Below are 22,424 nucleotides of genomic sequence, written 5' to 3' on the forward strand. Positions count from 1 at the left end.
TATGACACTGCCGATTGATGGAGGTTTCTCTTCGTATTCTGGAGTTTGATAGTCGTAAATATAATAAAAGCAGAGTCTAATTAGATTCTGCTTTTAGTTATTAGCTTAGTATCGTTTTGTGATTTGGAACTTTTACACAAGATTTCCGTTTCACTAATTCTGTATCTATAAATATTTTCATTTTATCTTCTTCGTTTTCATCTATTTCTCGAATAAGCTTCTCAACAGCTAGTGATGCAATCTTGTCTTTCTTGACATGAATAGTTGTGAGTTCTGGGCTGACAATTTGAGATTCAACAATATTATCAAATCCAATGATGGATATGTCTTCCGGTACATGGATATTTAATTCATGGAGTGATTTAATGATACTAATCGCCATGTAATCACATTCACAAAATATAGCGGATGGTAGGTTATCCTTTAACTCCATTATATTTTGTTTGAAATCCTCTTGCACAGAAAGATCGGTTGGAGACATTTTGAAAATATGTTCAGGTTTAATGGTTAATCCATTTTCACTCATTATTTTTTGAAATCCTTTTCTCCTCGCATCAAAATTATACATGCGTGAAACCGATTCTGCATATCCAATTACCTTATGACCTAACTCAATCAAATATTCCCCCGCTTGGTAAGCGCCAATGATATTATTCATCACAATGAAGTTAATATCCAAAGTTTCAAAACAAGTATCTAAAACAACTAAATTTGGCTGCAGCTTAGAAACGGTTTTAATCTGTTCTTCAGTCAGGTTGGTCCCTAACAGCAATATACCAGAAGACTGTTGCTGCATTTCAAGATTCGTTATTTCTTGCTCGAGCGAATCTATATTTATAGAGGAGATGATTAAGGAATATCCTTTTGATGAGATAGACTGGTCAATATTATTGATTAATTCCATAAAAAAAGACTGCGACTGATATTGTTCGGTAACGATACCGGTATGGGTACATGCTACAAAACGAAATATTTTAGTTGGAGAAGTATTTTTCCCTTTTGAAAAAGTTCTTGGGTTATAGCCATTTTCCTTTGCGATTTTTAATATTTTTTCTCTCGTTTCTTGACTAACACCGGGTTTTCCATTTAACGCCAAAGAAACAGCTGATTTGGATACCTCCGCTATTTGTGCAATATCATCTATCTTCATTTAAATCCTCCACCCTATATAAGTAAATAAAAATTTTCCAATGAGTACATATATTAGTTTAGTTAAAAAGTTTAGTTGTGTCAAACTAGAAAACTACTAAATGATTACTATAATGCTTATTTTATTAGGGTTTTTTACACGATTTAACTAAACTTAACTAAAAATAACGTTTACAAAATGATAAAAAATAAATAAAGTTTATATAAAATTATTGACTTTAATTTAGTTTAGGTGTTAATCTAATACCGAGAAATAAATCAAAACTTATTATGTAATTGTATAGTTTATAACGGTTTAGAAAAGTTTAGGATAGTTTAGAAAGTTTAGTAGTGAATGTCAATTGGGGGAATATCATGGAAAAGTTTAAATTAGGTTTTGCGCCAACACGGAGATTCGTGTTTAGTAAAGAGGATGCTTACAAATATAAAGAACTAATAAAAGAGAAGATAAGAAGTTTCGGCTTGGATATGGAGATTGTGGATTTAGAAGGAATCAATGAAGAAGGATTACTATATAACCGTGCAGATGAACAGGCAATCATTCAACGATTTAAAAGGGAAGATGTTGATGCATTATTCTTTCCCCATTGTAATTTCGGTACCGAAGATCTTGTTGCTAAAATTGCTAAGGCTATCGATAAGCCTGTATTAATCTGGGGACCTAGAGATGAAGCTCCTTTGGAAAATGGAATGAGACTGCGGGATACGCAATGTGGAATTTTTGCGACAGGAAAAGTATTGCGCAGGTTTAAGGTCCAATTTACTTACATAACAAACAGTAGTGTTGACTCTGAAGTTTTTGCGAGGGGTTTTAAAAACTTTATAGGGGCTGCAAATGTTGTTAAGCATTTTAGGAAACTTCGAATCCTTCAAATCTCCACAAGACCTTCTGATTTTTGGTCGGTCATTTGTAATGAAGGAGAATTGTTAGAGAAATTCGGAATTCAAATATATCCGATTACCTTAGATCAAATTAAACAGAAAACACTTAAGATTGAAAAAGAGGGCGGCGCTGAACTTGAGCAAGCAGTAGCTTATATTAAAAAAACACTTGATTGGAGTACGGTTAAGGAAGAAGATGTTCGTCGGATTGCTGCACTAAAAGTTGGTATGAAGCAATACGCGGAAGAAACAGGCAGTTCTGCTATTGCTATTCAATGCTGGTCCACTTTGCAAGACATTATTGGAATTATGCCCTGCCTTGCAAATGCGATTTTGACAGATGAGCAAATACCTGTTACTTGTGAAACCGATATTCATGGCGCAATTACTTCAATCATGGTGCAAGCAGCAACACTAAATACATTGCCAACCTTTTTTGCGGACATTACGATTAGGCATCCCGAAAATCCAAATGGAGAACTGTTATTCCATTGTGGTAATTTCCCGGTTTCTTTAAGTGTCGAAGAAAAACCGCAATTGAATAAACACTTTTTATTTGATGATCATTCACCTGGTACACATGAAGGAGAAATAAAAGGCGGCGAAATGACCATTGCTCGTTTTGATGGTGATAATGGGGAATATTCCATCTTTTTAGGAAAGGCAAGAGGGATAGAAGGACCGTATTCAAGAGGCTCCTACGTGTGGGTTGAAGTAAATGATTGGCCGCTTTGGGAAGAAAAATTAGTGAAGGGACCATATATTCACCATTCTACAGGCATTCATGCCAATGTAATACCAATAATCTATGAAGCATGTCAGTATATTCCTGGATTGACTCCCGACCCAGTTAATCCAACTGAAGAGGAAATTCGCGCATGGCTGCGAGGCAGTGACATAAATTATTGATGCAATGGAGGAGATAATTATGATAGATATAAAAAAATTAGAACGAAAAGCCGCAGAAATTAGAATGACAGTGATTGATATGGTTTATGAGGCTGGCACTGGCCACACCGGTTCATCCTTATCCAATACAGATATCTTAACCGTTCTTTTCTATGAGGTAATGAAGAATGATCCAGTTAATCCAAACTGGGAAGAACGAGATCGGTATATTCAGAGTAAAGGTCATGCTGTTGAATCCTATTGGGCTGTTTTAGCGGATAAAGGCTACTTTCCAAAAGAAGAATTAAAGACATTTTCTAAATTCAATACAAGACTTATCGGGCATCCAAACAATAAAGTTCCTGGCGTAGAAATGAATACCGGTGCATTAGGACATGGTTTATCCATATCCGTAGGAATGGCATTAGCGGCCAAAATGAATCATAAGGATTATCGAGTTTTTACATTAATGGGTGATGGAGAGCTCGCGGAAGGCTCTGTGTGGGAAGCCGCTATGGCAGCATCGCAATATAAGCTTGATAATTTAGTAGGAATAGTGGATCGAAATCGATTGCAGATTACGGGCAGTACAGATGATGTAATGAGCAATGAACCTCTTGATAAAAAGTGGGAGAGCTTTGGCTGGGACGTTATCGAAGTGGATGGCAATGATATAGCTGAATTAGTGCAAGTCTTTCATTCAATCCCGAAGACAGAAGGGAAGCCTACTATTATACTCGCAAATACAATTAAGGGAAAAGGAATTTCTTTCGCTGAAAATGAGGCTGGCTGGCATCATCATGTTCCATCTCAAGAAGAATATGAACTGGCAATGAAGGAACTTTCTAAGCGTTTGGAGGTATTAGCATGAATAACGTCATACTAAAAAAAAATACTGGCAATAAAATTGCAAACCGGACAGTGGTAAGCGATACTTTATTAGATTTAGCAATGGACAATAAGGACATTCTCGTTTTAACAAGTGATTCTAGAGGTTCGGCTTCGATGGTTCCTTTTGCAGATGCATTACCAGAACAGTTAGTGGAAGTAGGAATTGCTGAACAAAACTTGGTAGGGATTTCAGCGGGATTGGCTGCTTCTGGAAAAATACCATTTGTTGCTTCTCCAGCTTGTTTTCTGAGTATGCGTAGTATAGAGCAGGTTAAAGTGGACATCGCTTACTCAAGAACAAATGTGAAACTAATTGGAATCAGCGGTGGTATCAGCTATGGAGCGCTTGGAATGTCTCACCACTCTGTCCAAGATTTAGCGGTGACAAGAGCGATACCAGGCTTACATGTTATGATGCCGGCTGATCGTCATGAAACGAAAAAAATGATTGAAGCATTAGTGGATTATGATACACCTGTTTATATGAGAATTGGTAGAAATCCAGTAGAAGACTCTTATCAAAGTGATGAGTACGACTTTCAAATTGGCAAATCTGTTACGATGCATGAGGGCGGTGATTTAACGATTATTGCTTCTGGGGAGACGGTACGTGTTGCGCTTGATACTGCCTTTTTGCTAAAGGAAGCAGGGATTAGCTGCAGGGTCCTAAATATGCATACGATAAAACCACTAGATGAAGAAGCGATTATCAAGGCAGCTAAAGAAACGGGATACATCATTACAATCGAGGAACACAGCATATATGGCGGGCTTGGTTCTGCGGTTTCAGAAGTGACTTCCAATAAATGTCCTGTTCCCGTGAAAATAATAGGAATTCCAGATGAACCAGCAGTAGCAGGAACCACGAAAGAAGTATTTCAACATTATGGAATTAGTCCTGAGAATATTTCAAGTATCGCTAGAAAATTACTTGGTCAATAGGAGGAGACAGCGATGAGCGATAGTTACATCCTAGCAATAGATCAAAGTACTTCTGGCACAAAAGCATTACTTGTTGATGAAAAGGGTTCTATCATTGCAAAAGAAACGACAAGTCATAAGCAGCTATATCCTCAGTCGGGTTGGGTGGAACATGACCCGATTGAGATATATGATAATGTGAAGAAAGTAATAAATAGTATTGTTGATTCAAATCAATCTTTAATGAGAAAAATGAAGACCCTTACAATAACGAATCAGCGTGAGACTCTTGTTATTTGGGATAAATATACGAGTGAGCCGGTATATAACGCGATTGTGTGGCAGTGCAGAAGAACGACGTCTATGTGCTCTTCTTTGAAAGCAAAGGGCTGTGAAGAAAAGGTTCATGCGAAGACAGGACTTAAGATAGATCCATATTTCTCGGCAACGAAAGCAAAATGGATCTTAGAAAATGTCCCAGGTCTCAAAAAAAGAGCAGAAAAGGGAGAGCTTCTACTTGGGACAATTGATAGCTGGTTAATTTGGAAATTGACAAATGGAAGGGTTCACGCCACAGATGTAACGAATGCAAGTAGAACACTTTTATTTAATATTCACTCTTTATGTTGGGATGATGAATTACTGAGGATTTTTGAAATACCAAAGGAAATGCTCCCTGAAGTAAATTTTTCTGATCGTATATTTGGAATGGTCGAGGACAGTGAACTATTAATACATAAGGTGCCGATAGCGGGAGTAATAGGCGATTCACAAGCAGCTTTATTTGCGCAGCGGTGTTTTAATAAGGGGATGGCAAAAGCTACTTTTGGCACAGGTACTTCTGTAATGGTGTATACAAATGAATATGTTCAAGCAAAAGAAGGGTTAGTTACTTCAATAGCTTGGGGATTCAATGGCAATGTTCACTATGCTTTAGAGGGGATTATTAATACAACCGGTGATATTATCCGCTGGATGAAAGAGGATCTTACTCTATTCACAACTTTTGAAGAAGCCGAGATATTAGCAGAAACACTAGATAATAATGAAGGAGTATACTTAGTTCCTGCTTTTGTAGGATTAGGTGCACCGTATTGGAGTCCCAATACGAAGGCAGGAATTACTGGGATGAGCAGAAACACAAACAAGTCACATCTAGTAAGAGCAGGGTTAGAAAGTATCGTTTACCAAGTAAAAGATATTATTCAATTAATATATAAGGAAACAAACGTAGTGGTAAAAGAGTTAAGGGTGGATGGCGGTGCAACAGCTAACGAATTTCTAATGCAGTTTCTTTCTGACTTATTAGGAGTCAAAGTCATTGTTTCACATGTTTCTGAGCTGTCAGCACTAGGTTCTGTTTATCTTGGTGGTCTTGGAATGAATATGTGGAAATCAGTTGAAGAAATATCTCAGTTAAATAATGAAAAACGTATTTATAGCCCGAAAATGGATAGAGAAACGAGCGAGCGGTATTATGCGGAATGGATGAAAGCAGTGCACACTCTCTTAATCTAAGAAGATTGTAAATGAATGCGCTTTTAATTTATGTAAGGGAGGTGAATGCTCTTACAATCTATTTGAGGTTCTTGTTGTATCCCCAATTTTTAAATGCATGTTATTTAATTAACTAGTTAGGATAATGTTGATTGGAGGCCAAAAAATGAATTATGGAGCACTTGCTAAGAAGATTGTTCAAGAGGTGGGCGGGAAAGAAAATATCAATAGTGTTATACACTGTGTAACACGGTTAAGATTTAATCTGAAGGATCAATCACTTGCAAATACTGAAGTCATCAAAGATATGGATGGTGTTATGACCGTGGTTATTAGCGGAGGGCAATACCAGGTAGTGATTGGTGATCAAGTTCCTATTGTATATGCAGAAGTGGTCAATTTAATTGGGGGAGGAACTTCTCAAAATGTAGAGGCTGCGGAAGAATCGGATGAAAAAAAAGGTTTGTTTAGCAAATTTGTGTCCCTTATTTCTGGTATATTTATGCCTGTAATGGGAGCGATGGCAGCTGCTGGGATTCTAAAAGGATTTTTGGTAGCGCTGACGGTGGTTGGATGGATAGATGAAGAAATGGGAGTATATAAGATCTTATTCGCCGCATCTGATGCATTCTTCTATTTTATGCCTATCCTGTTAGGATTTTCAGCTGGTAAAGTGTTTAAAACGAATTCTTATATTACAGCAACTATTGGTGCAGCTCTTGTCTATCCGACAATGATTGAAATCTATAATGCGGGGGAAGCATTAAGTTTTCTTCAGATTCCCGTTATCCTTATGAATTATACGCAATCGGTTATTCCGATTATACTAGCTTCGTTTTTAACAGCTAAATTAGAAAAAGTGCTGCTGAAAGTAATTCCTAAATCATTGCAATTGATTTTTGTTCCTTTATTTATTACTGTCATAATTGTTCCATTATCTTTTATTATAATTGGACCAGTTTCTGTATATGCAAGTGAATTATTAGCTAAGGGAGCGATGGCTGTATACTCATTAAGCCCAGTTATTGCGGGATTACTATTAGCGGGAATTTGGCAAATTGCAGTAATGTTTGGACTGCATTGGGCCTTTATCGCAATATTTATTAATAATATCACTACATTAGGATTTGATCCTATAAATGCATTACTGTATTGTACTGTATTTGCTCAAACTGGAGCGGCTTTAGCTGTTTCCTTAAGAACAAAAGAAACAAAAATGAAATCGTTATCAACCACTGCCACCATCTCAGGATTTTTAGGAATTACAGAGCCTGCCATCTATGGAGTTAACTTACCACTGAAGAAGCCGTTTATTATGGCGTGTATCGGCGGTGGCGTTGGTGGTGCAATTGCCGGCTTCTTTAGTGCGAAAATGTATGGGGGATTTGCATCAGGGGGAGTTTTTGGGATACCGATGTTTATTGATCCAGACGGAATCAGTTCTGAATTTTATGGCTTTGCTGTTTCGTTGCTTGCAGCTCTAGTAACTGCTTTTGTACTTACTTTCTTATTTGGCTATTCCAAAAAAGTGAGTACTAAACCAGCGAAAGAGAAGTCTGCAGTAACCAGTGAGAGTAATCTATAATCATATAAAATGGATTTAGTAGGGTAATAGAATTGCGATTTAACAGAGTCGAGAGAGAAAATAGTAATGAAACTATTTTCTCTTTACTATTTAATTTGGAGGGGAATCAATTGATTAAATTAAGAGTTGCGGAGAATAAAAAATGCTTGGAAACAACCAATGGAGAAAAGTTTTTTTACCTGGCAGATACGGTTTGGAGTGCCTTTACTAATGCAGCTTTAGAAGAGTGGAATGATTATCTTGAGCTTAGAAAGACTCAAGGATTTAATGTACTTCAAATTAATATTCTTCAACAGTGGGATGCGAGTGAAACTGAGTTAAATATGAAGCCATTTGAATATAAAGAGGATGGATCATTCGATTTTTCCAAGAGAAATGAAGCATACTTTGAACGAGCAGAAAAAATGGTGCAAATGGCAGTTGAGAAAGGATTTGTTCCTGCATTGGTTTTATTATGGTGCAACTATGTACCAGAAACTTGGGGGTCAGAAATTAGTAGTGTGAATAATATGCCTTTAGATGTAGTTAAGGATTACGTAACATACGTCAATGGAAAATTTTCTAAGTATAATCCTATTTATTTAGTAAGTGGGGATACTGATTTTCCAACTGAACTTACTATTACCTATTATTCTTTAGCCTTAAATACCATTAAAAAGTTAAGTCCTCAATGTTTAACTACTTTACATGTTAGAGGGAGACTAATGGAAATACCTGATGAGCTACTATATAGTGATAGTTTGGATTTTTATATGTTTCAATCTGGTCATAATATTCAGTTTCAAAGTATGTCTTACCAGCTCGCAGAAGAGTTTAGTAATAAGCCGGTAAAAAGACCTTCTATTAATTCAGAACCATGTTACGAGCAAATGGGTTATAGCAGAAATTTATACGGAAGATTTACTAGATTTGATGTGAGAAAAGCAGCGTGGCAAAGTTTATTATCAGGAGCAGAAGCAGGGATTACATACGGAGCCCATGGTATATGGAGCTGGCACAAGAAAGGGAAAGGATTTGGCTTAGTTGGTGAGGCATTTGATAAGCCTTTTGATTGGAGAGACGCAGTGAAATTTGAAGGTGCGTGGGATTATGCTTTTGCAAAAAGTTTATTTAAATTATTTAGTCTCCATGATCTGCAGCCATTGGATATTGTGTTAAAAAATACAGAAGAAATTAGGGTTGCGAGTACTGCAGGCTTAAATAAGATAGCTATTTATATGCCAGTTAACACTACCTTGAAATTAAATAAGCTATTAGAAAACTATGAATTCACCATAATAGATTTAGAGCAAAGAAGATTTGCGGAAGCGGATGTTTCCTTTAAAGATAATATAACCGTTATTGGAATGCATAATTTTGAAGCAGATGTTGTAATTATTGGGGAGAAAAAGCTGGGAAGCTAATGGGATAGTTTTGAGAGTTAGGAATAAAACGGCGTATAAAAAATGCTAAACAAAACTCTATTGTTTGGAAAAGCCCTTGTCTACGTTTGGGAATGAGAAGGTCAGTACTAAAAGAAGTGTCTAAATCCATGTAGTATATGAGATGCGCACTTTTATTTACGTCTTTTGTTTTAAAGGTATTTCCTGGAAAATAGTTATGAGATAAGTTGAAATATTTGACAAAAAAATTAATTTGTGCTATAATTCACAATAATAAACATTGCTGATATAATAAGATTCTCCTGGCCAGGGGGGAATCTTTTTTTTTGGGGTGTTAGCGATGAAGAATAATGAATCAAGTTTAACTTCTTTAATTTCAGCATTTAGTCGAGCATATCATGTGAAAGAGGACTGCCCGATTATATTCAATGATTATATAGCGCAAGATTTCTTATCACCAGAAGAATATCAAGCCATTGCAGCAAATATGTCTAATGGCATTACTTTTTTTAGTTCTGAAATGGCTGAAAAATTAAAAGGTGATCAGGACGCAATATTAAAGTGGGTTACACAAATTCAACTATCACCAACACCACTTGCTAGAGCGGCCTACGCAGAAAATGTTGTTCGGAACGAATGTCAGCTTGGGGCTGAACAATATGTCATTATGGGTGCAGGTTTAGATACTTTTGCTTGGCGTTACGATACATTACCAAATGTTACTGTATATGAAGTTGACCACCCATCTACACAGAAATTTAAGATTAAACGGTTAGAGCAAGCGGGCTATGAAATTCCTGCTCATTTAAAGTTTGTAGCAATGGATTTCACGAAAGAGCTTTCGTTAGAAAAACTAGCTGCGGCAGGATTGGACCTATCTAAGAAAACAGTGTTTAGTTTACTTGGGGTATCTTATTATTTAACAAAAGATGTGCTTCAGCAGTTGCTGCATGGCTTTTTTAAAGACCTTTCAAAAGGAAGTTCGATTATTTTTGATTTTGCCGATGAGGGTTTGTTTACAGAACCTGGTATTTTTAATCGTGTGCAAAATATGGTCCAGATGGCACAAGCTGCCGGAGAACCAATGAAGTTTGCTGCTTCTCTTGCAGAATTAGAAGATTTACTTGCTAATGAGGAATTATTAATCTATGAACATCTATCACCACAAGAAATTCAACAGCAGTTTTTTTCTAATCGGGATGATAACCTGCAAGCATTTGAAACCATTCACTATATACATGCTGTGAAAAAATAATTATGTTCTAATCTTACCAATCCTTACCTGTTCCTATTTATGATAGGCGGGTAAGGATTTTTGCTTTTCTTTATAAAAGTAATCTTTATAATTGAGAATAATTATCATTTGTTGTATAGTAGATAGTACAATATTGTTACCGTAGAGGAGAATATAGCATGCAAATATACTGGACGAAAATAAATAAGATTATTGAGGAAAACCCAGAGGTTAAAACTTACTTGCTTGACCGTCCGCAAGACTTTACATGGGAAGAAGGTTCCCACACCCATTTCGCTTTGAGAGGTTTCAATGCCGGAGACAAACCAAACCGCAGTTTGATTCGCCATATGTCTATCTCTTCTTTACCACACGAAAATGTAATCGCAATTACAACGCGTATCAGAGAGCAGTGCTCAGAATTTAAATCGATTTTAAGAAATCTTGAAGTCGGAAATGAAGTCGCTATCTTTAAAACACATTCAAACTTACCGCTTAAAAGAGAAAACAAAAATGTTTATCTACTGTCATCAGGGGTTGGACTGGCAACTTTTCGACCGATTGTACTGGATTATTTCGACCGTGCTGACAACGTCACTCGCATTCATTCTTTGAATATTGATTCATCAAAAGCCTTTTTATTTACAGATATTTTTACATCTGTACCTGACAAAAAGTTTGAAGCCCAGTTTGTTGATAACCGTAATGATTATTATGAAGAAGTGAAAAATTTAGCTGCAGACAAGGATGGTCTATTCTATGTTGTTGGCAGTGATGACTTCTTGATACAGAACATTGAAGTACTGCGTGAACAGGGCATCAAGCCAGAACAGATTATGCTCGATAAACGTGAAGGTCAACTGCCTGAGTTTTTTGCTCAGTAAATTGGCTATGGTTAGAAATCTACTTTAAATAGAAAAGGACTGGGAATCCAGTCCTTTTTCTATTTAAACCATCCTTTTTCCTTAAATCTAGTGATGGCTTCTATGCGGTTTTTTACTTCGAGTTTATCGAGGATCATGCTGATATAGTTTCTTACAGTGCCTGTTTTAATGGAGAGCTCTTGGGCGATTTCTTTTGTGTTTTTGCCGTTCGCAACAAGCATCAGAACTTCTTTTTCCCGTTCAGTAAGAGGATTTTCTTCTTTGTAAACATCATCAACCAATTCTGGTGCGTAAATTCTTCTTCCTTCCATTACACTGCGGATGCTATTGGCTAAATCGTCGCTAGGACTGTCCTTGAGCAAATAGGCAGATACGCCAGCCTTCAATGCGCGCTGGAAATAACCAGATCTTGCAAAAGTAGTTAAGATAATGACTTTGCAAGGGTGGCTCATAAGTTCTTCCGCTGCTTCTAAGCCTGTTTTTGCAGGCATTTCGATATCCATTATACAAATATCTGGATTCTTTTCCTTGACTAGCTGAATGGCTTCTTCTCCATTGTTTGCTTTGCCGACAACTGTGATATCGTCTTCTAAATCAAGCAATGAACCTAAAGCACCTAAAAGCAGGCGCTGGTCTTCGGCAATGACAATGCGGATCATATTAATTCCTCCTTTTCTATTATTTTTCCATCACGTGGAACCGCAATTTTTACGATGGTTCCCTCCTCGGCACTAATTTCTAAAGTACCATTGATAAAATCTAATCTTTCTCTCATGCCAGCTAGTCCGTTTCCTTTGTGCATATTTTCTTCTTGAAAAGGAGTGCTTCCATTATCTTTAATTTCCATGATTGTTTCTTTTTTGTTCTGGCTGATGCTTATAGAGCAAGCGGTGGCATTACTATGTCGAACCACATTGGTAACCGCCTCTTTTAGACACATGCTGATAATGTTTTCTGCAATCGATGAAATTCTTAGATTGGAAGCTATATCGCATGTCAGGCTTATCTCTGCCGCACCTAATATTTTTTGGACAAGAAGGAGTTCGTCTTTTAATCGTATGCCGCGCATTTCAGAGACCATTTTTCGGACTTCGTTCAGCGCAGATCGAGAAGTATGCTGAATATCTTTCAATTCTATGCGGGCTTGTTCTGGGTCCTTATAGATAAGTTTTCTTGCTAAATCACTTTTTAAACCAATAAGAGATAGCTTTTGGCCGAGAGTATCATGAAGATCTCTGGCAATTCGCTGTCTTTCTTCGAGTTTCACTAAATGTGAAATACGCTTATTCGCATCTTCTAATTGTTCCTGCAGCTGATCTTTCTCTTTGCGGTTCTGGATATTCAATGGCAATAAAATTACGCCAAACCAGATGATCAGTACAAAAGGCAGCTGCTTTATCAGCAAGGCATCGCCTATTATAATTTTGAAGTAAATGGCAAATGTAGTAACTGCCAAGTGGATAAAATAAAGGATAAAAAAAGGAATCCGCTTTTTAATATTGCCAATAAAATAGGAAAGAAAAAAGGAAAAATACACATAGCTGTATGTATAAATAGCAAAGGTGGAGATTCCGATTAATAAGGACGGCCATAAATAGATTGTCCAGCCTTTTGACAGATAAGCAATTCTATAAAAAATAAAAAATAAAATGGTAAGGATGATGCCTGATATTACATCAACTGCAGAAGAGGCATGGAATATGAAATAAAATGGCAGAATGGTCAGCAATGTCCAAATATAAGGAGAGATCCCCGTGCTTTTTTTTAAAACCTCTAATCTTTTCATCATCAGTTTCTAACCTCGTTTTATTGACTGTTATTTATTCATTTTAACATAATGGAGCAGCAATTAATGGCCTAATTGCTGCTCAGATAGTTGCTTAAAGCAAACGGAATCATTTGCTTTAAAGATAGTGGACCTGACTGATAGAAGCTTTTATTTATTGCATTTCTGATCTTGCAGATATGGAAAGGGATTTCTTTTGCTTCTTCCATTCATAGAAGCTGATAAATTTTTTGTCCTTTTCGTCCCATAAACGAAACTTTAAAGAGCGAAGACTGCTTGCAAGTGTTATTGTTGGAACATTTTGCAGGGGCTCTGTCTGTTTATGGACTAGTTCTAAGTTGTAATTAGGAACCCTCGGACTTAAATGATGGACATGGTGATAGCCAATATTGCCAGTCAGCCACTGCATCCATTTGGGAAGGTGATAGAAGGAGCTTCCTTCTACAGCAGCCTTTACATAATCCCAATTTTTATCTTCTTCAAAGTACGTGTCTTCAAAAGTATGCTGTACATAAAATAACCATACGCCAACAGAGCCGGATATAAGAAAAATCGGCAGCTGTACAAGCAAGAAAGATGACCAGCCAAGCGTACTGCCAAGAAGCACAGCCAATAATACAATCGCCATATTCGTTATATAAGTATTTAGTCTTTCCTTCAATCTAGCTCCTTTACGGTTGAAGCGGTTGGCTAAAAGAAATTCATAAATTGGTCCTAGTATAAACATGATGAACGGATTACGGTATAAACGATATTGGATTTTTACCATTAAAGAGGCATTCTCGTACTCTTCTATCGTCATCATCCATAAATCGCCGACTCCTCGTTTATCCAGGTTGCTGCTTGTTGCGTGATGAATAGAATGGCTATGCTGCCATTTGCTATAGGGGAATAAGGTTAAGATTCCAGTAATTGTTCCTAAAACCTTATTAGCTTTACGGTTTTTAAAGAAAGAAAAGTGGCAGCAATCGTGAAAAATGATAAAAATCCTAACTAAAAATCCTGCGGCGGCTATGGCGAACACAAGGGTTAACAGATAAGAAATACTTAAGCTTTTAAATGCAGCAAACCAAAGTAAAACAAAGGGTAAAATGGTGTTGGCAAGCTGCCAGACACTAATTCTTACAGTGGATTTCTCAAATGGCGCTACAGCAGTTCTTAATTGTTTTAAGTTTTTTATATTCATTTTTAATTTCCCTTCTCTTAATGGATATCTATAGTATAATTATGTATCAATTAAATTGGCAGACATACATGTCATGCTTGCTATATGACATTTGTCATATAGCGATTTTTCTCGCTTCAAAAAGTCTTGTAAATGAAAGAAGAAAGCATAAAGAGATAAATAAAATAAAAAATAAGGTTGCATAATTTTTTACTTTGTAATAGAATATTTTAAAAATTGATTATAAAAAGCTTTGATAAGGACATGAGCTACTATTTCGGTTTCCAGAGAGGGAAGAATTGCTGAAAACTTCCTAACGCAGAATAAGTATCTTACCACCTTTGAGCCGTATTGGGGAATTGATAGTATCCAATACCGTAGATGCAAACGTTATTGTACCAAGCCATGAACAACACTGTGTATTTTTCATGGGAATTTGGGTGGAACCACGGGTAAACGCACTCGTCCCTTTCATTAGGGATGAGTGCGTTTTTTGTTTTTACAATTTCATAATATGCGATGAAAAGGACATGAATTATTTTTACTGTTATCAGAGAGGGAAGGATAGGTGTGAGCTTCCTAGCAAAGGAAAATAATTTACCACCTTTGAGCTATATTGGTGAACGAGAAGTAGTCAATATCGTGTATGCAGCGTTACTGCACCAAGCCATAAGAAAAGCACTGTGTTTTTTTATGGGAATTTGGGTGGAACCACGGGTGAAAACACTCGTCCCTTTCAATAGGGACGAGTGTTTTTTTTGTACCAAAAAATGATAAGGAGTGAACAAAATGATTAAGGTAGTATTAGCAGATGGGAGTAAGAAGGAATATCCAAAAGGAAGCACAGTCGCAGAAATTGCGGAGTCTATTAGTGTTAGCTTAAAGAAGAAAGCAGTTGGAGCAAAGATCAATGACGAATGGTTTGTAGATATGAGCCATCAAATAGAAGAGGATGTACATTTAGCTATCATTACAATTGATTCGGAAGAAGGTGTATCCATTATGCGCCATTCCAGTGCCCACGTCATGGCACAAGCGATAAAACGATTGTATCCCAATGTACAGTTAGCAATTGGACCAGTGGTAGAGGATGGTTTTTATTATGATATGAAACTCGCTCACAGTTTAACTTCCCATGATTTGCAAGCCATTGAAAAAGAGATGAAGAAAATTATCAAGGAAAACCTTCCTTTTACTCGCAAAGAAGTATCGTTCGAGGAAGCGCAACAGCTTTTTGAAGAGAAAGAAGAGATATTTAAATTGGAGCTCTTAGAGACTATACCAAGCAATGAATCGATTTCCCTTTATCAGCAAGGAGAGTTTATTGATTTATGTCGTGGAACTCATCTCCCTTCGACTGGTTTTATTAAAGCTTTTAAATTAATGCGTGTATCTGGTGCTTACTGGCGAGGGGATAGTGATAGGGAAGTATTGCAGCGTGTGTACGGTGTTGCCTTTTCCAGTCAACAGCAATTAGCAGAGTACTTAGAAATGATTGAAGAAGCAGCAAAACGAGATCATCGGAAGCTAGGAAAGCAATTGGAGCTGTTTATGTTCTCAGAAGAAGCACCTGGCATGCCGTTTTATTTACCAAAAGGACAAATCATCCGCAATGAATTAGAACAATTTTCAAGAGAGCTTCAAGGCGGGGCGGATTACGAAGAAGTAAGAACTCCTTTGATGATGAATGAGCGAATGTGGAAGCAGTCTGGCCACTGGGATCATTATCATGAAAACATGTACTTTTCCGAAGTGGATGAACAAAAATTTGCGTTAAAGCCAATGAATTGTCCAGGACATATGCTTATCTTCAAAAATAGTCTCTATTCCTATCGCGATTTGCCGATTCGCTTATCAGAATTTGGGCAGGTACATCGTCATGAATATAGTGGTGCACTAAACGGAATGTTACGTGTTCGTACGTTTTGCCAGGATGATGCCCATTTATTTGTAAGAGAAGACCAAATAGAAGCAGAGATTAAAAGCATTTTTCAATTGATCGATAAAGTTTACCGTACTTTTGGATTTGCATACACTGTAGAGCTCTCTACTAGACCGGATGATTCGCTCGATGGGGATGACATTTGGGAATTAGCAGAGGGAGCATTAAGAAATGTTTTAGAACAGCTAGAAATAGATTATATTCTTAATGAAGGCGATGGTGCATTTTATGGTCCGAAAATTGATTTTCATATAAAGGATGCTTTAAAAAGAAGCCATCAATGTGCAACAATTCAGCTTGACTTTCAAATGCCGAAGCTCTTTAACTTAGCTTATATCAACGAAAACAATGAAAAAGTCTGTCCAGTTGTTATTCACCGTGCTATCTATGGGTCGCTTGATCGATTCTTTGGCATACTAATTGAACATTTTGCAGGCGCCTTTCCTGTTTGGCTTGCTCCAATACAGGTGGAAATTATTCCGGTATCCAATGTTCATCTAAATTATTGTCTAGAAGTTCAATCAGTTTTAAAAGAAGCAGGAGTAAGAGTAAAGATAGACGACAGCAATGAAAAATTAGGATATAAGATCCGTGCAGGACAAATGCAAAAGATTCCCTATTTGCTTGTATTAGGGGATAAAGAAAAAGAACAAAATGCTGTAAATGTGAGAAAATATGGAGAAGAGCAGTCAAAAGGAGTTTCTTTAGAAGCATTTAAACAAATGATCGGAAAGCAGATAAAAGAAAGAAGCTTATACTGATATTTTTTCCATTGAAACCGGATAAAGCAGCCAATACAAAAACCAAGTATGGCAATAATCGAAGAAAGTCCGACCATAATAGAAAAGATATAGCCAAGAACATTCCAATCTAAGAAAAAGGAAAGGGAACCTATTGCCAAGCATATTACAGCAATTATTTGGTTAAATTGCTGCTGCTCCCAATCCTCTTGATGATATTCTCTCATGGGTTTTTTAAGAAATATACTCGCTGTTTTCATAATAGGATTCCATTGGAATAATAATCCACAGAGCCCTGCGAGAAGTGGAATTAGCATGATCCAGTATTGCTGAAAAACTAAGCTAAGTAATACAGATAGAAAAATAGTCCATTGATTTGTTCGGACTAATGGTACTGGAATTGTTTTGAGCAGATTAGTCATCAAAACCAACCTTTCTTATAAGAATTATGTATATTATACGCTCTTATAAGAAATTTGTTAAGTTAAGAAGCTCTTATTTATTTTGCTTTTCGTCCTCCAAGAAACGCCAGATCCTATATAACTGTGAAACTGTCTTTTCAGGGTTGTTAATAAGATGGTTATATAGGGTCGGGTAATTCTGCAATTGAGTTAGCAGCTCTGCTTCTTCGCTCGTCATACTATTATCCGATACTTTACTATGATAGCTAGCTCTAGTTTCCTTTGCTTCTGATCGTCCTAGGAGGTAATCAGTGCTTACATCAAAATAATCTGCTAATTTTTGTAAGGTGTCTGTATCAGGTTTGCGATTACCTGTTTCGTATCCTGAGATAGATACTTTTGTTACATTCATTGCATTCCCAAGCGTTTGTTGAGAAATGTTGGCAGATTTCCGCAATTGTCTCAATCTTTCTGGAAAATTCATCTAAACCAGCTCCTAATTTCGTTACTTCTATTATAAGTTAACGTTTAGCTAACAGTAAATAATGAATTTTTGTTAACAAATTCGGAATTATATATTGAAGTAAACCACTTGTTTACCGTATAATTTTAATAAGGAAAAAAATGAGAATGGGGAAGATGAGGTGTAAAAAATGCATCGGAATAAGCTGCGTATCATAAGAAAGCAATATGGCTATACCTATCAGATGATGGCTGATAAGTTAGGAATTACAAAGTCTTATTATTGGCAAATAGAAAATGGCAAACGAGGATTATCTTATGAGCAAGCAGTACAGATATCTAGTATTTTTTCCAAAACACCAGATGAGATTTTTCTTCCAGATTATATAGAGGTTAAAGGATGTTCGAGATAAGGATAGAATTTCAAGTGAATTAGGAGGCTTAAAGTGAAGGAGCAAATATACGTAACCGAGGAAAATCTTTTATTAATAAAAGAAGCATTGGATTTTAGTATACGAAATGCATCCAGAGGAATTCTATTCATTTTAGAAATGGTAAAGGAAAAAGTCACAACCAGTAATGACAGTATTTTGAGACTGGATGGAATGGAAATGGAGATTATTCTTGTTTCCTTAATCGAATATGGTATTAGTTTATTGTCTTTTCATTCAGATAAAGGGAATTTATGTATGGAAGAAGCAATCAGAATTGATCAAATTAAGCAGTATTATCAAAGAAAAAATGGTCCGAAAATGATGTGCTAATATTCTAAACACTAAACAGCTTAGATAGATTTGTTGATTTTCTTCTCATACTATGTAAGAGTAAAAGGACAAACATGAGAGGAAGATCAGAGTGGAAAAAAGAAAAGTTGGTTTCATTGGCTGTGGAAAAATGGCTCAAGCAATGGTAAATGGAATGCTGCAGTCTTCTTTTTTGAGTAGAGAGGATATTTTGGCTAGTACGAAATCTGCGGAAAGCGCGCAAATGGTAAGGGAAACCTTTCAAATAGAAACGACATTAGATAATAAAAAAGTAGCAAGCTTTGCAGATATACTTATTGTTGCAGTAAAACCACATTTATATGGAGAGGTCTTACAAGAAATCCTCTCTTATGTGAAGAATGAAACAATCATTGTTACAGTGGCAGCTGGAATAGAGATGGCATACATAGAATCACAGTTATCAAAAAATGCAAAGGTTATCCGCTCCATGCCAAATACTCCTTCTCTTGTCGGTGAAGGGATGACTGTATTTTGCGCAAATGAAAGAGTTACAGAGCTGGAAATTGCTTTTATAATGGAAATGTTTGCAGCATTTGGGCAAGTGGAAGTCGTGGAAGAAAGCTTAATGGACTATATTCCAGCGATTAGCGGTTCTTCTCCAGCCTATGTCTATATGTTTATTGAAGCATTGGCAGATGGTGGCGTTCGCAGTGGAATACCGCGAGAGAAAGCTTACAAGTTAGCTGCACAATCTGTTTTAGGAGCAGCAAAAATGGTCTTAGAAACAGGTAAGCATCCAGGAATATTAAAAGATGAAGTATGCACACCTGGTGGAGCGACAATTGAAGCAATTACTGCATTGGAACAAAATCAATTTAGAGGGACAATTTTGGCAGCAATGGAAAGCTGTGATCGCAAAAATCGCAGAATGAAGAAGGGAAATTAATAAGTAATAAAAGTAGAAATTAGGAAATGTTTCTCTATTATATTCTGTTTTCCTTGTATATAATATAAAAGGAAAATTTCATAATGAAGCAGAATATAATTTAATTATTCACATCTATCGAAATGGTATATTTATTGTAGCAATCAGACCAGTTTTTTGGTCTGTTTTTTTGTGCGCAATCATTTGGTTTTCCTAATATTTAGGATGAAAAGTGTATGATTAATTTTTTAATGTCGGGAAAAATATCAAAACAGTCTTAAATGGTGTGGCTAAAGAAGCGGGAGGAATTTAGTGTTGGATAAATATAAAGCAATATTTATTACGAGGATGACACAGCAGTTAAATGAATTGTTAAATAAACAAGCAACAGAGATCATAAAAAATGAAGAAGTCTATCGGTTATTACATACGATTAAAGGAACTTCTGGTACTTTAGATTTGGATTTGTTATTTCATTTAGTTTCAGGGTTAATGATAAAGGTGGAGGAGAGAGAAGGAGATTGGATTCAATCTGAATTAAAGAACTTTTTAAGTGAGTTACTTGATATTTGTGAGGAATACGAGCATTTTCACGAAGAGATTAATAAAATTCCTGATTATAGAGATATTGACGTACCGCTTATTCAGCTAATTGATGATGATGTTTCTTTATTGATTTTTTTAAAGGAAATGCTGGAACGTAAAGGCTGGATGGTAATGGCAAATTCTAATGCGGAGAAGGCGATTGAGCAATTTTACAGAATGCAGCCAGATTGTATCATTATTGATATTAACCTGCCATTTAAAACTGGTTTAGATATCTTAGATGATATTCAGATGCATACAAAGCACTCATTTGTTCCAAAGGTTATATGCAGTATTGATACTTCAAGAGAAAAGAGAATAGCTGCATATAAGAAGGGCGCAGATGATTATATGGAAAAGCCACTCGATATGGAAGAATTTCTGATTCGAATTGAGAGACATATCGAGCGAAAGAAAATCTTTGACCAGTCTGTATTAATTGATGAATTAACAGAAGTATATAATCGCAAGTTTTTAAAGGATTCGTATACTCGTTTTATTAGTGATACAGTTCGGACAAAAACTTCTGGTACGATTGCTATTGTAGATATTGATTATTTTAAACGAGTCAATGATACATATGGTCACGTTGCAGGGGATAAGGTATTAAAAGCTTTTGCCCAATTCTTGAAAACAAATATTCGAACCACAGATACTCTTTTTCGATTTGGTGGAGAAGAGTTTGTCATCCTTTTTCAACGAGCGGGAGAATCTGAAGTTATCGATGTATTAAATAGAATGCTGAAGCGTTTTTCAGGAATAGAATTCGAAGAAAGTGGTGGCAAATTTTCTTTGACCTTTTCTGCTGGTGTATTTGAAGTCATTTCAAATGATATACCATTAAATAAAGCACTTGAGAAGGCAGATGAGGCGCTTTATTTAGCCAAGGAAGATGGACGTGCTTGTATTCGAAGCACTAATAAAAGGAAGGAAGCAACGAATAAAAAATTATTAAATATTTCGATTGTTGATGATGATTCTTTCATTCGTTCTATTTTAAAAAATATATTAGATTCCATCGAGATAAATAACCTTACCATAAATGTCACAGAATATGAAGATGGGATTCAATTTTTAGAATCCAAGCGATTACAAGAGAATGGGATGCATTTTCTCATCTTGGATGGAATGATGCCTGTAATGGATGGCCTAGAGCTCCTGCAAATTATTAAAAAGACGTCTTATCAGCATAATGCTCATATTTTAATGTTGACTGGTAGAAAAAGTGAACAAGATATTGCGGAAGCATTACGGTTAGGAGCAGATGATTATGTTACAAAACCATTCAGTATTAAAGAGTTACAGGCAAGAATAACAAGGTTAATTATGAGGATGATTTAATTTGGAACAAGAGGTAAGAGTATTACAAATTGTTAGTATCATCTTATTTGCTACTTTATTATGCTTATTAACTTATTTAGTCATTAGGAAAGTAATAGAGAATAAACAAAATAACCATATTAATGAGCGAAAAAAGCAGCTGATTGGACCAATCTTTTCCTATCTTCGGGAGGGGAAGGAAAGAGTGAAGGATATAATGCAATCAAGAATAGACAAGCAGGCAATTGAACAGGTTCTCACTGATTTTTCTGAGAGAATAGAAGGGGAACAGGAAGAAGAACGGCTTCACGAACTTGCTGACTTTTTCTTGAAAGATAAATATCGGAAAGAAATAAAGTCTAGATATTGGAGTAAACGGATGAATGTCCTTTATAAAATAGAAGATTTTCATATGAAGGAAATGAAACACCAGGTGATTAGTCGATTATCTAAAAGAAATTGTCATAAAGAAGAGAAAATCCAAATCTATCGGATTTTAGCAGCCTTTCAATATGAAAACATTTGGAGCCTTATAAATAAGGATGAAGAGCTTACGGAAAAGAATTACCGTAGTATACTGCTCCGATTAAAGCCTGATAGTTTTAGGAAACTCATTCAACCTTTTTATTATTGTCGAGAAGCGTTACAATTAGCAACTTTAGACGTAATAAGCATGAAAAAGAAGGTAGAGTACATTCAGTTTTTAGAGGATGTTTTCGTAAAATATGAGGAAGAGATCAGATTAAGGGCTTTGAAGGCAATAGCTGCAATAGGCTATGTGAGAAATATGGAAGATTACGTTTTCTTGGCAGAATCTGAAGTTTGGCAGGAGAGAATGATGGTTGCCAAACTATTAGGATCTAGAAGTAGCCTCGATAAATATATTCCTTTGTTAGTAAAGCTTCTTCATGATTCTTCTTGGTGGGTGCGATCTCAAGCAGCTGAATCCATCATAAGCTTTAAAAAAGGCAGAGAAGTTTTATTAGAAGTCGTTAACGAATCAGAGGATAAGTTTGCCAAGGATATGGCCAGAGAATGGTTAAATAAAGGAGTTTATTAG

19 protein-coding genes, 1 pseudogene and 2 other annotated features are annotated in these 22,424 nt (G+C 36.2%); of the genes and pseudogenes, 14 read left to right on the top strand and 6 right to left on the bottom strand.

What is annotated here, in order from left to right; translation table 11 throughout:
• Positions 1–100: 100 nt before the first annotated feature.
• A complete protein-coding gene (locus NSQ89_RS02570) occupies positions 101–1,150 on the bottom strand; it encodes a LacI family DNA-binding transcriptional regulator (protein WP_095258728.1) in 1,050 nt (349 codons plus the stop codon).
• Between the two features lie 353 nt (positions 1,151–1,503).
• Here NSQ89_RS02570 and NSQ89_RS02575 point away from each other — a divergent pair, with 353 nt between their 5' ends.
• From NSQ89_RS02575 to NSQ89_RS02610, 8 genes are all read left to right on the top strand, one after another.
• Positions 1,504–2,940, top strand: coding sequence for an L-fucose/L-arabinose isomerase family protein (locus NSQ89_RS02575; RefSeq protein WP_341132200.1), 1,437 nt, complete (start codon positions 1,504–1,506; stop codon positions 2,938–2,940).
• Between the two features lie 19 nt (positions 2,941–2,959).
• On the top strand, positions 2,960–3,790 hold the full coding sequence (locus NSQ89_RS02580) for a transketolase (protein ID WP_445668956.1): 831 nt from the start codon (positions 2,960–2,962) through the stop codon (positions 3,788–3,790).
• Positions 3,787–4,752 (top strand): transketolase family protein, encoded by a 966-nt coding sequence (locus tag NSQ89_RS02585; RefSeq protein ID WP_047942785.1) that lies wholly within the window; start codon positions 3,787–3,789, stop codon positions 4,750–4,752. The genes NSQ89_RS02580 and NSQ89_RS02585 overlap by 4 nt, the downstream gene beginning before the upstream one ends.
• Positions 4,753–4,764: 12 nt before the next feature.
• Positions 4,765–6,249 (top strand): glycerol kinase GlpK, encoded by a 1,485-nt coding sequence (gene glpK / locus NSQ89_RS02590; RefSeq protein WP_095320200.1) that lies wholly within the window; start codon positions 4,765–4,767, stop codon positions 6,247–6,249.
• A 145-nt stretch (positions 6,250–6,394) separates the two neighbouring features.
• The gene (locus NSQ89_RS02595) at positions 6,395–7,813 is read left to right on the top strand and encodes a PTS transporter subunit EIIC (RefSeq protein WP_341132201.1); all 1,419 of its coding nucleotides are present in this window, start codon (positions 6,395–6,397) and stop codon (positions 7,811–7,813) included.
• A gap of 110 nt (positions 7,814–7,923) precedes the next feature.
• Positions 7,924–9,216: an apiosidase-like domain-containing protein gene (locus NSQ89_RS02600; protein ID WP_341132202.1), complete on the top strand. Its 1,293-nt coding sequence runs from the start codon at positions 7,924–7,926 to the stop codon at positions 9,214–9,216.
• Positions 9,217–9,535: 319 nt separating this feature from the next.
• Complete coding sequence (locus tag NSQ89_RS02605; RefSeq protein WP_341132203.1) at positions 9,536–10,450, top strand: class I SAM-dependent methyltransferase; 915 nt, start codon at positions 9,536–9,538, stop codon at positions 10,448–10,450.
• Positions 10,451–10,608: 158 nt separating this feature from the next.
• Entirely contained in the window at positions 10,609–11,313 is a 705-nt protein-coding gene (locus NSQ89_RS02610; RefSeq protein ID WP_061797777.1) for a hypothetical protein, read from the top strand.
• A gap of 59 nt (positions 11,314–11,372) precedes the next feature.
• Here the strand turns inward: NSQ89_RS02610 and NSQ89_RS02615 are convergent, their stop codons facing one another.
• The 3 genes from NSQ89_RS02615 to NSQ89_RS02625 form a co-directional block, all read right to left on the bottom strand.
• A complete protein-coding gene (locus NSQ89_RS02615; protein WP_047942777.1) occupies positions 11,373–11,972 on the bottom strand; it encodes a response regulator transcription factor in 600 nt (199 codons plus the stop codon).
• Positions 11,969–13,102 (bottom strand): sensor histidine kinase, encoded by a 1,134-nt coding sequence (locus tag NSQ89_RS02620; protein WP_047942776.1) that lies wholly within the window; start codon positions 13,100–13,102, stop codon positions 11,969–11,971. The genes NSQ89_RS02615 and NSQ89_RS02620 overlap by 4 nt, the downstream gene beginning before the upstream one ends.
• 151 nt (positions 13,103–13,253) lie before the next feature.
• Positions 13,254–14,285, bottom strand: a complete 1,032-nt coding sequence (locus NSQ89_RS02625; protein ID WP_061797771.1) for a fatty acid desaturase — start codon at positions 14,283–14,285, stop codon at positions 13,254–13,256.
• Positions 14,286–14,508: 223 nt separating this feature from the next.
• Positions 14,509–14,737 (top strand) — a binding site (T-box leader).
• A gap of 37 nt (positions 14,738–14,774) precedes the next feature.
• Positions 14,775–15,002 (top strand) — a binding site (T-box leader).
• A gap of 42 nt (positions 15,003–15,044) precedes the next feature.
• Here NSQ89_RS02625 and thrS point away from each other — a divergent pair.
• Positions 15,045–16,967 carry a threonine--tRNA ligase gene (gene thrS, locus NSQ89_RS02630; RefSeq protein WP_341132204.1) on the top strand — a complete coding sequence of 641 codons (1,923 nt, stop codon included), beginning with the start codon at positions 15,045–15,047 and terminating at the stop codon, positions 16,965–16,967.
• Positions 16,968–16,981: 14 nt separating this feature from the next.
• Here thrS and NSQ89_RS02635 read toward each other — a convergent pair.
• Both NSQ89_RS02635 and NSQ89_RS02640 read right to left on the bottom strand, forming a co-directional pair.
• Positions 16,982–17,368: pseudogene (locus tag NSQ89_RS02635) on the bottom strand (DUF4395 domain-containing protein); the annotation flags it as partial.
• A gap of 73 nt (positions 17,369–17,441) precedes the next feature.
• Positions 17,442–17,831 carry a helix-turn-helix domain-containing protein gene (locus NSQ89_RS02640; RefSeq protein WP_095258735.1) on the bottom strand — a complete coding sequence of 130 codons (390 nt, stop codon included), beginning with the start codon at positions 17,829–17,831 and terminating at the stop codon, positions 17,442–17,444.
• A gap of 169 nt (positions 17,832–18,000) precedes the next feature.
• Here NSQ89_RS02640 and NSQ89_RS02645 point away from each other — a divergent pair, with 169 nt between their 5' ends.
• From NSQ89_RS02645 to NSQ89_RS02665, 5 genes are all read left to right on the top strand, one after another.
• On the top strand, positions 18,001–18,222 hold the full coding sequence (locus NSQ89_RS02645) for a helix-turn-helix transcriptional regulator (protein WP_047942767.1): 222 nt from the start codon (positions 18,001–18,003) through the stop codon (positions 18,220–18,222).
• A gap of 33 nt (positions 18,223–18,255) precedes the next feature.
• Positions 18,256–18,573 (top strand): hypothetical protein, encoded by a 318-nt coding sequence (locus NSQ89_RS02650; RefSeq protein WP_047942765.1) that lies wholly within the window; start codon positions 18,256–18,258, stop codon positions 18,571–18,573.
• Positions 18,574–18,664: 91 nt separating this feature from the next.
• On the top strand, positions 18,665–19,480 hold the full coding sequence (gene proC / locus NSQ89_RS02655; protein WP_341132205.1) for a pyrroline-5-carboxylate reductase: 816 nt from the start codon (positions 18,665–18,667) through the stop codon (positions 19,478–19,480).
• A 294-nt stretch (positions 19,481–19,774) separates the two neighbouring features.
• On the top strand, positions 19,775–21,385 hold the full coding sequence (locus tag NSQ89_RS02660) for a response regulator (protein ID WP_341132206.1): 1,611 nt from the start codon (positions 19,775–19,777) through the stop codon (positions 21,383–21,385).
• Position 21,386: 1 nt separating this feature from the next.
• Positions 21,387–22,424, top strand: coding sequence for a HEAT repeat domain-containing protein (locus tag NSQ89_RS02665; protein ID WP_341132207.1), 1,038 nt, complete (start codon positions 21,387–21,389; stop codon positions 22,422–22,424).

It is taken from the genome of Niallia sp. FSL R7-0648 (assembly GCF_038007005.1).
Taxonomy (GTDB): Bacteria; Bacillota; Bacilli; order Bacillales; family Cytobacillaceae; genus Niallia; species Niallia circulans.

What these genes read in the sequence shown, in the direction of transcription:
- NSQ89_RS02570 (WP_095258728.1), bottom strand. Translation starts at nt 1,150, where the DNA reads ATGAAGATAGATGATATTGCACAAATAGCGGAGGTATCCAAATCAGCT.
- NSQ89_RS02575 (WP_341132200.1), top strand. Translation starts at nt 1,504, where the DNA reads ATGGAAAAGTTTAAATTAGGTTTTGCGCCAACACGGAGATTCGTGTTT.
- NSQ89_RS02580 (WP_445668956.1), top strand. Translation starts at nt 2,960, where the DNA reads ATGATAGATATAAAAAAATTAGAACGAAAAGCCGCAGAAATTAGAATG.
- NSQ89_RS02585 (WP_047942785.1), top strand. Translation starts at nt 3,787, where the DNA reads ATGAATAACGTCATACTAAAAAAAAATACTGGCAATAAAATTGCAAAC.
- glpK (WP_095320200.1), top strand. Translation starts at nt 4,765, where the DNA reads ATGAGCGATAGTTACATCCTAGCAATAGATCAAAGTACTTCTGGCACA.
- NSQ89_RS02595 (WP_341132201.1), top strand. Translation starts at nt 6,395, where the DNA reads ATGAATTATGGAGCACTTGCTAAGAAGATTGTTCAAGAGGTGGGCGGG.
- NSQ89_RS02605 (WP_341132203.1), top strand. Translation starts at nt 9,536, where the DNA reads ATGAAGAATAATGAATCAAGTTTAACTTCTTTAATTTCAGCATTTAGT.
- NSQ89_RS02610 (WP_061797777.1), top strand. Translation starts at nt 10,609, where the DNA reads ATGCAAATATACTGGACGAAAATAAATAAGATTATTGAGGAAAACCCA.
- NSQ89_RS02615 (WP_047942777.1), bottom strand. Translation starts at nt 11,972, where the DNA reads ATGATCCGCATTGTCATTGCCGAAGACCAGCGCCTGCTTTTAGGTGCT.
- NSQ89_RS02620 (WP_047942776.1), bottom strand. Translation starts at nt 13,102, where the DNA reads ATGATGAAAAGATTAGAGGTTTTAAAAAAAAGCACGGGGATCTCTCCT.
- NSQ89_RS02625 (WP_061797771.1), bottom strand. Translation starts at nt 14,285, where the DNA reads ATGAATATAAAAAACTTAAAACAATTAAGAACTGCTGTAGCGCCATTT.
- NSQ89_RS02640 (WP_095258735.1), bottom strand. Translation starts at nt 17,831, where the DNA reads ATGAATTTTCCAGAAAGATTGAGACAATTGCGGAAATCTGCCAACATT.
- NSQ89_RS02645 (WP_047942767.1), top strand. Translation starts at nt 18,001, where the DNA reads ATGCATCGGAATAAGCTGCGTATCATAAGAAAGCAATATGGCTATACC.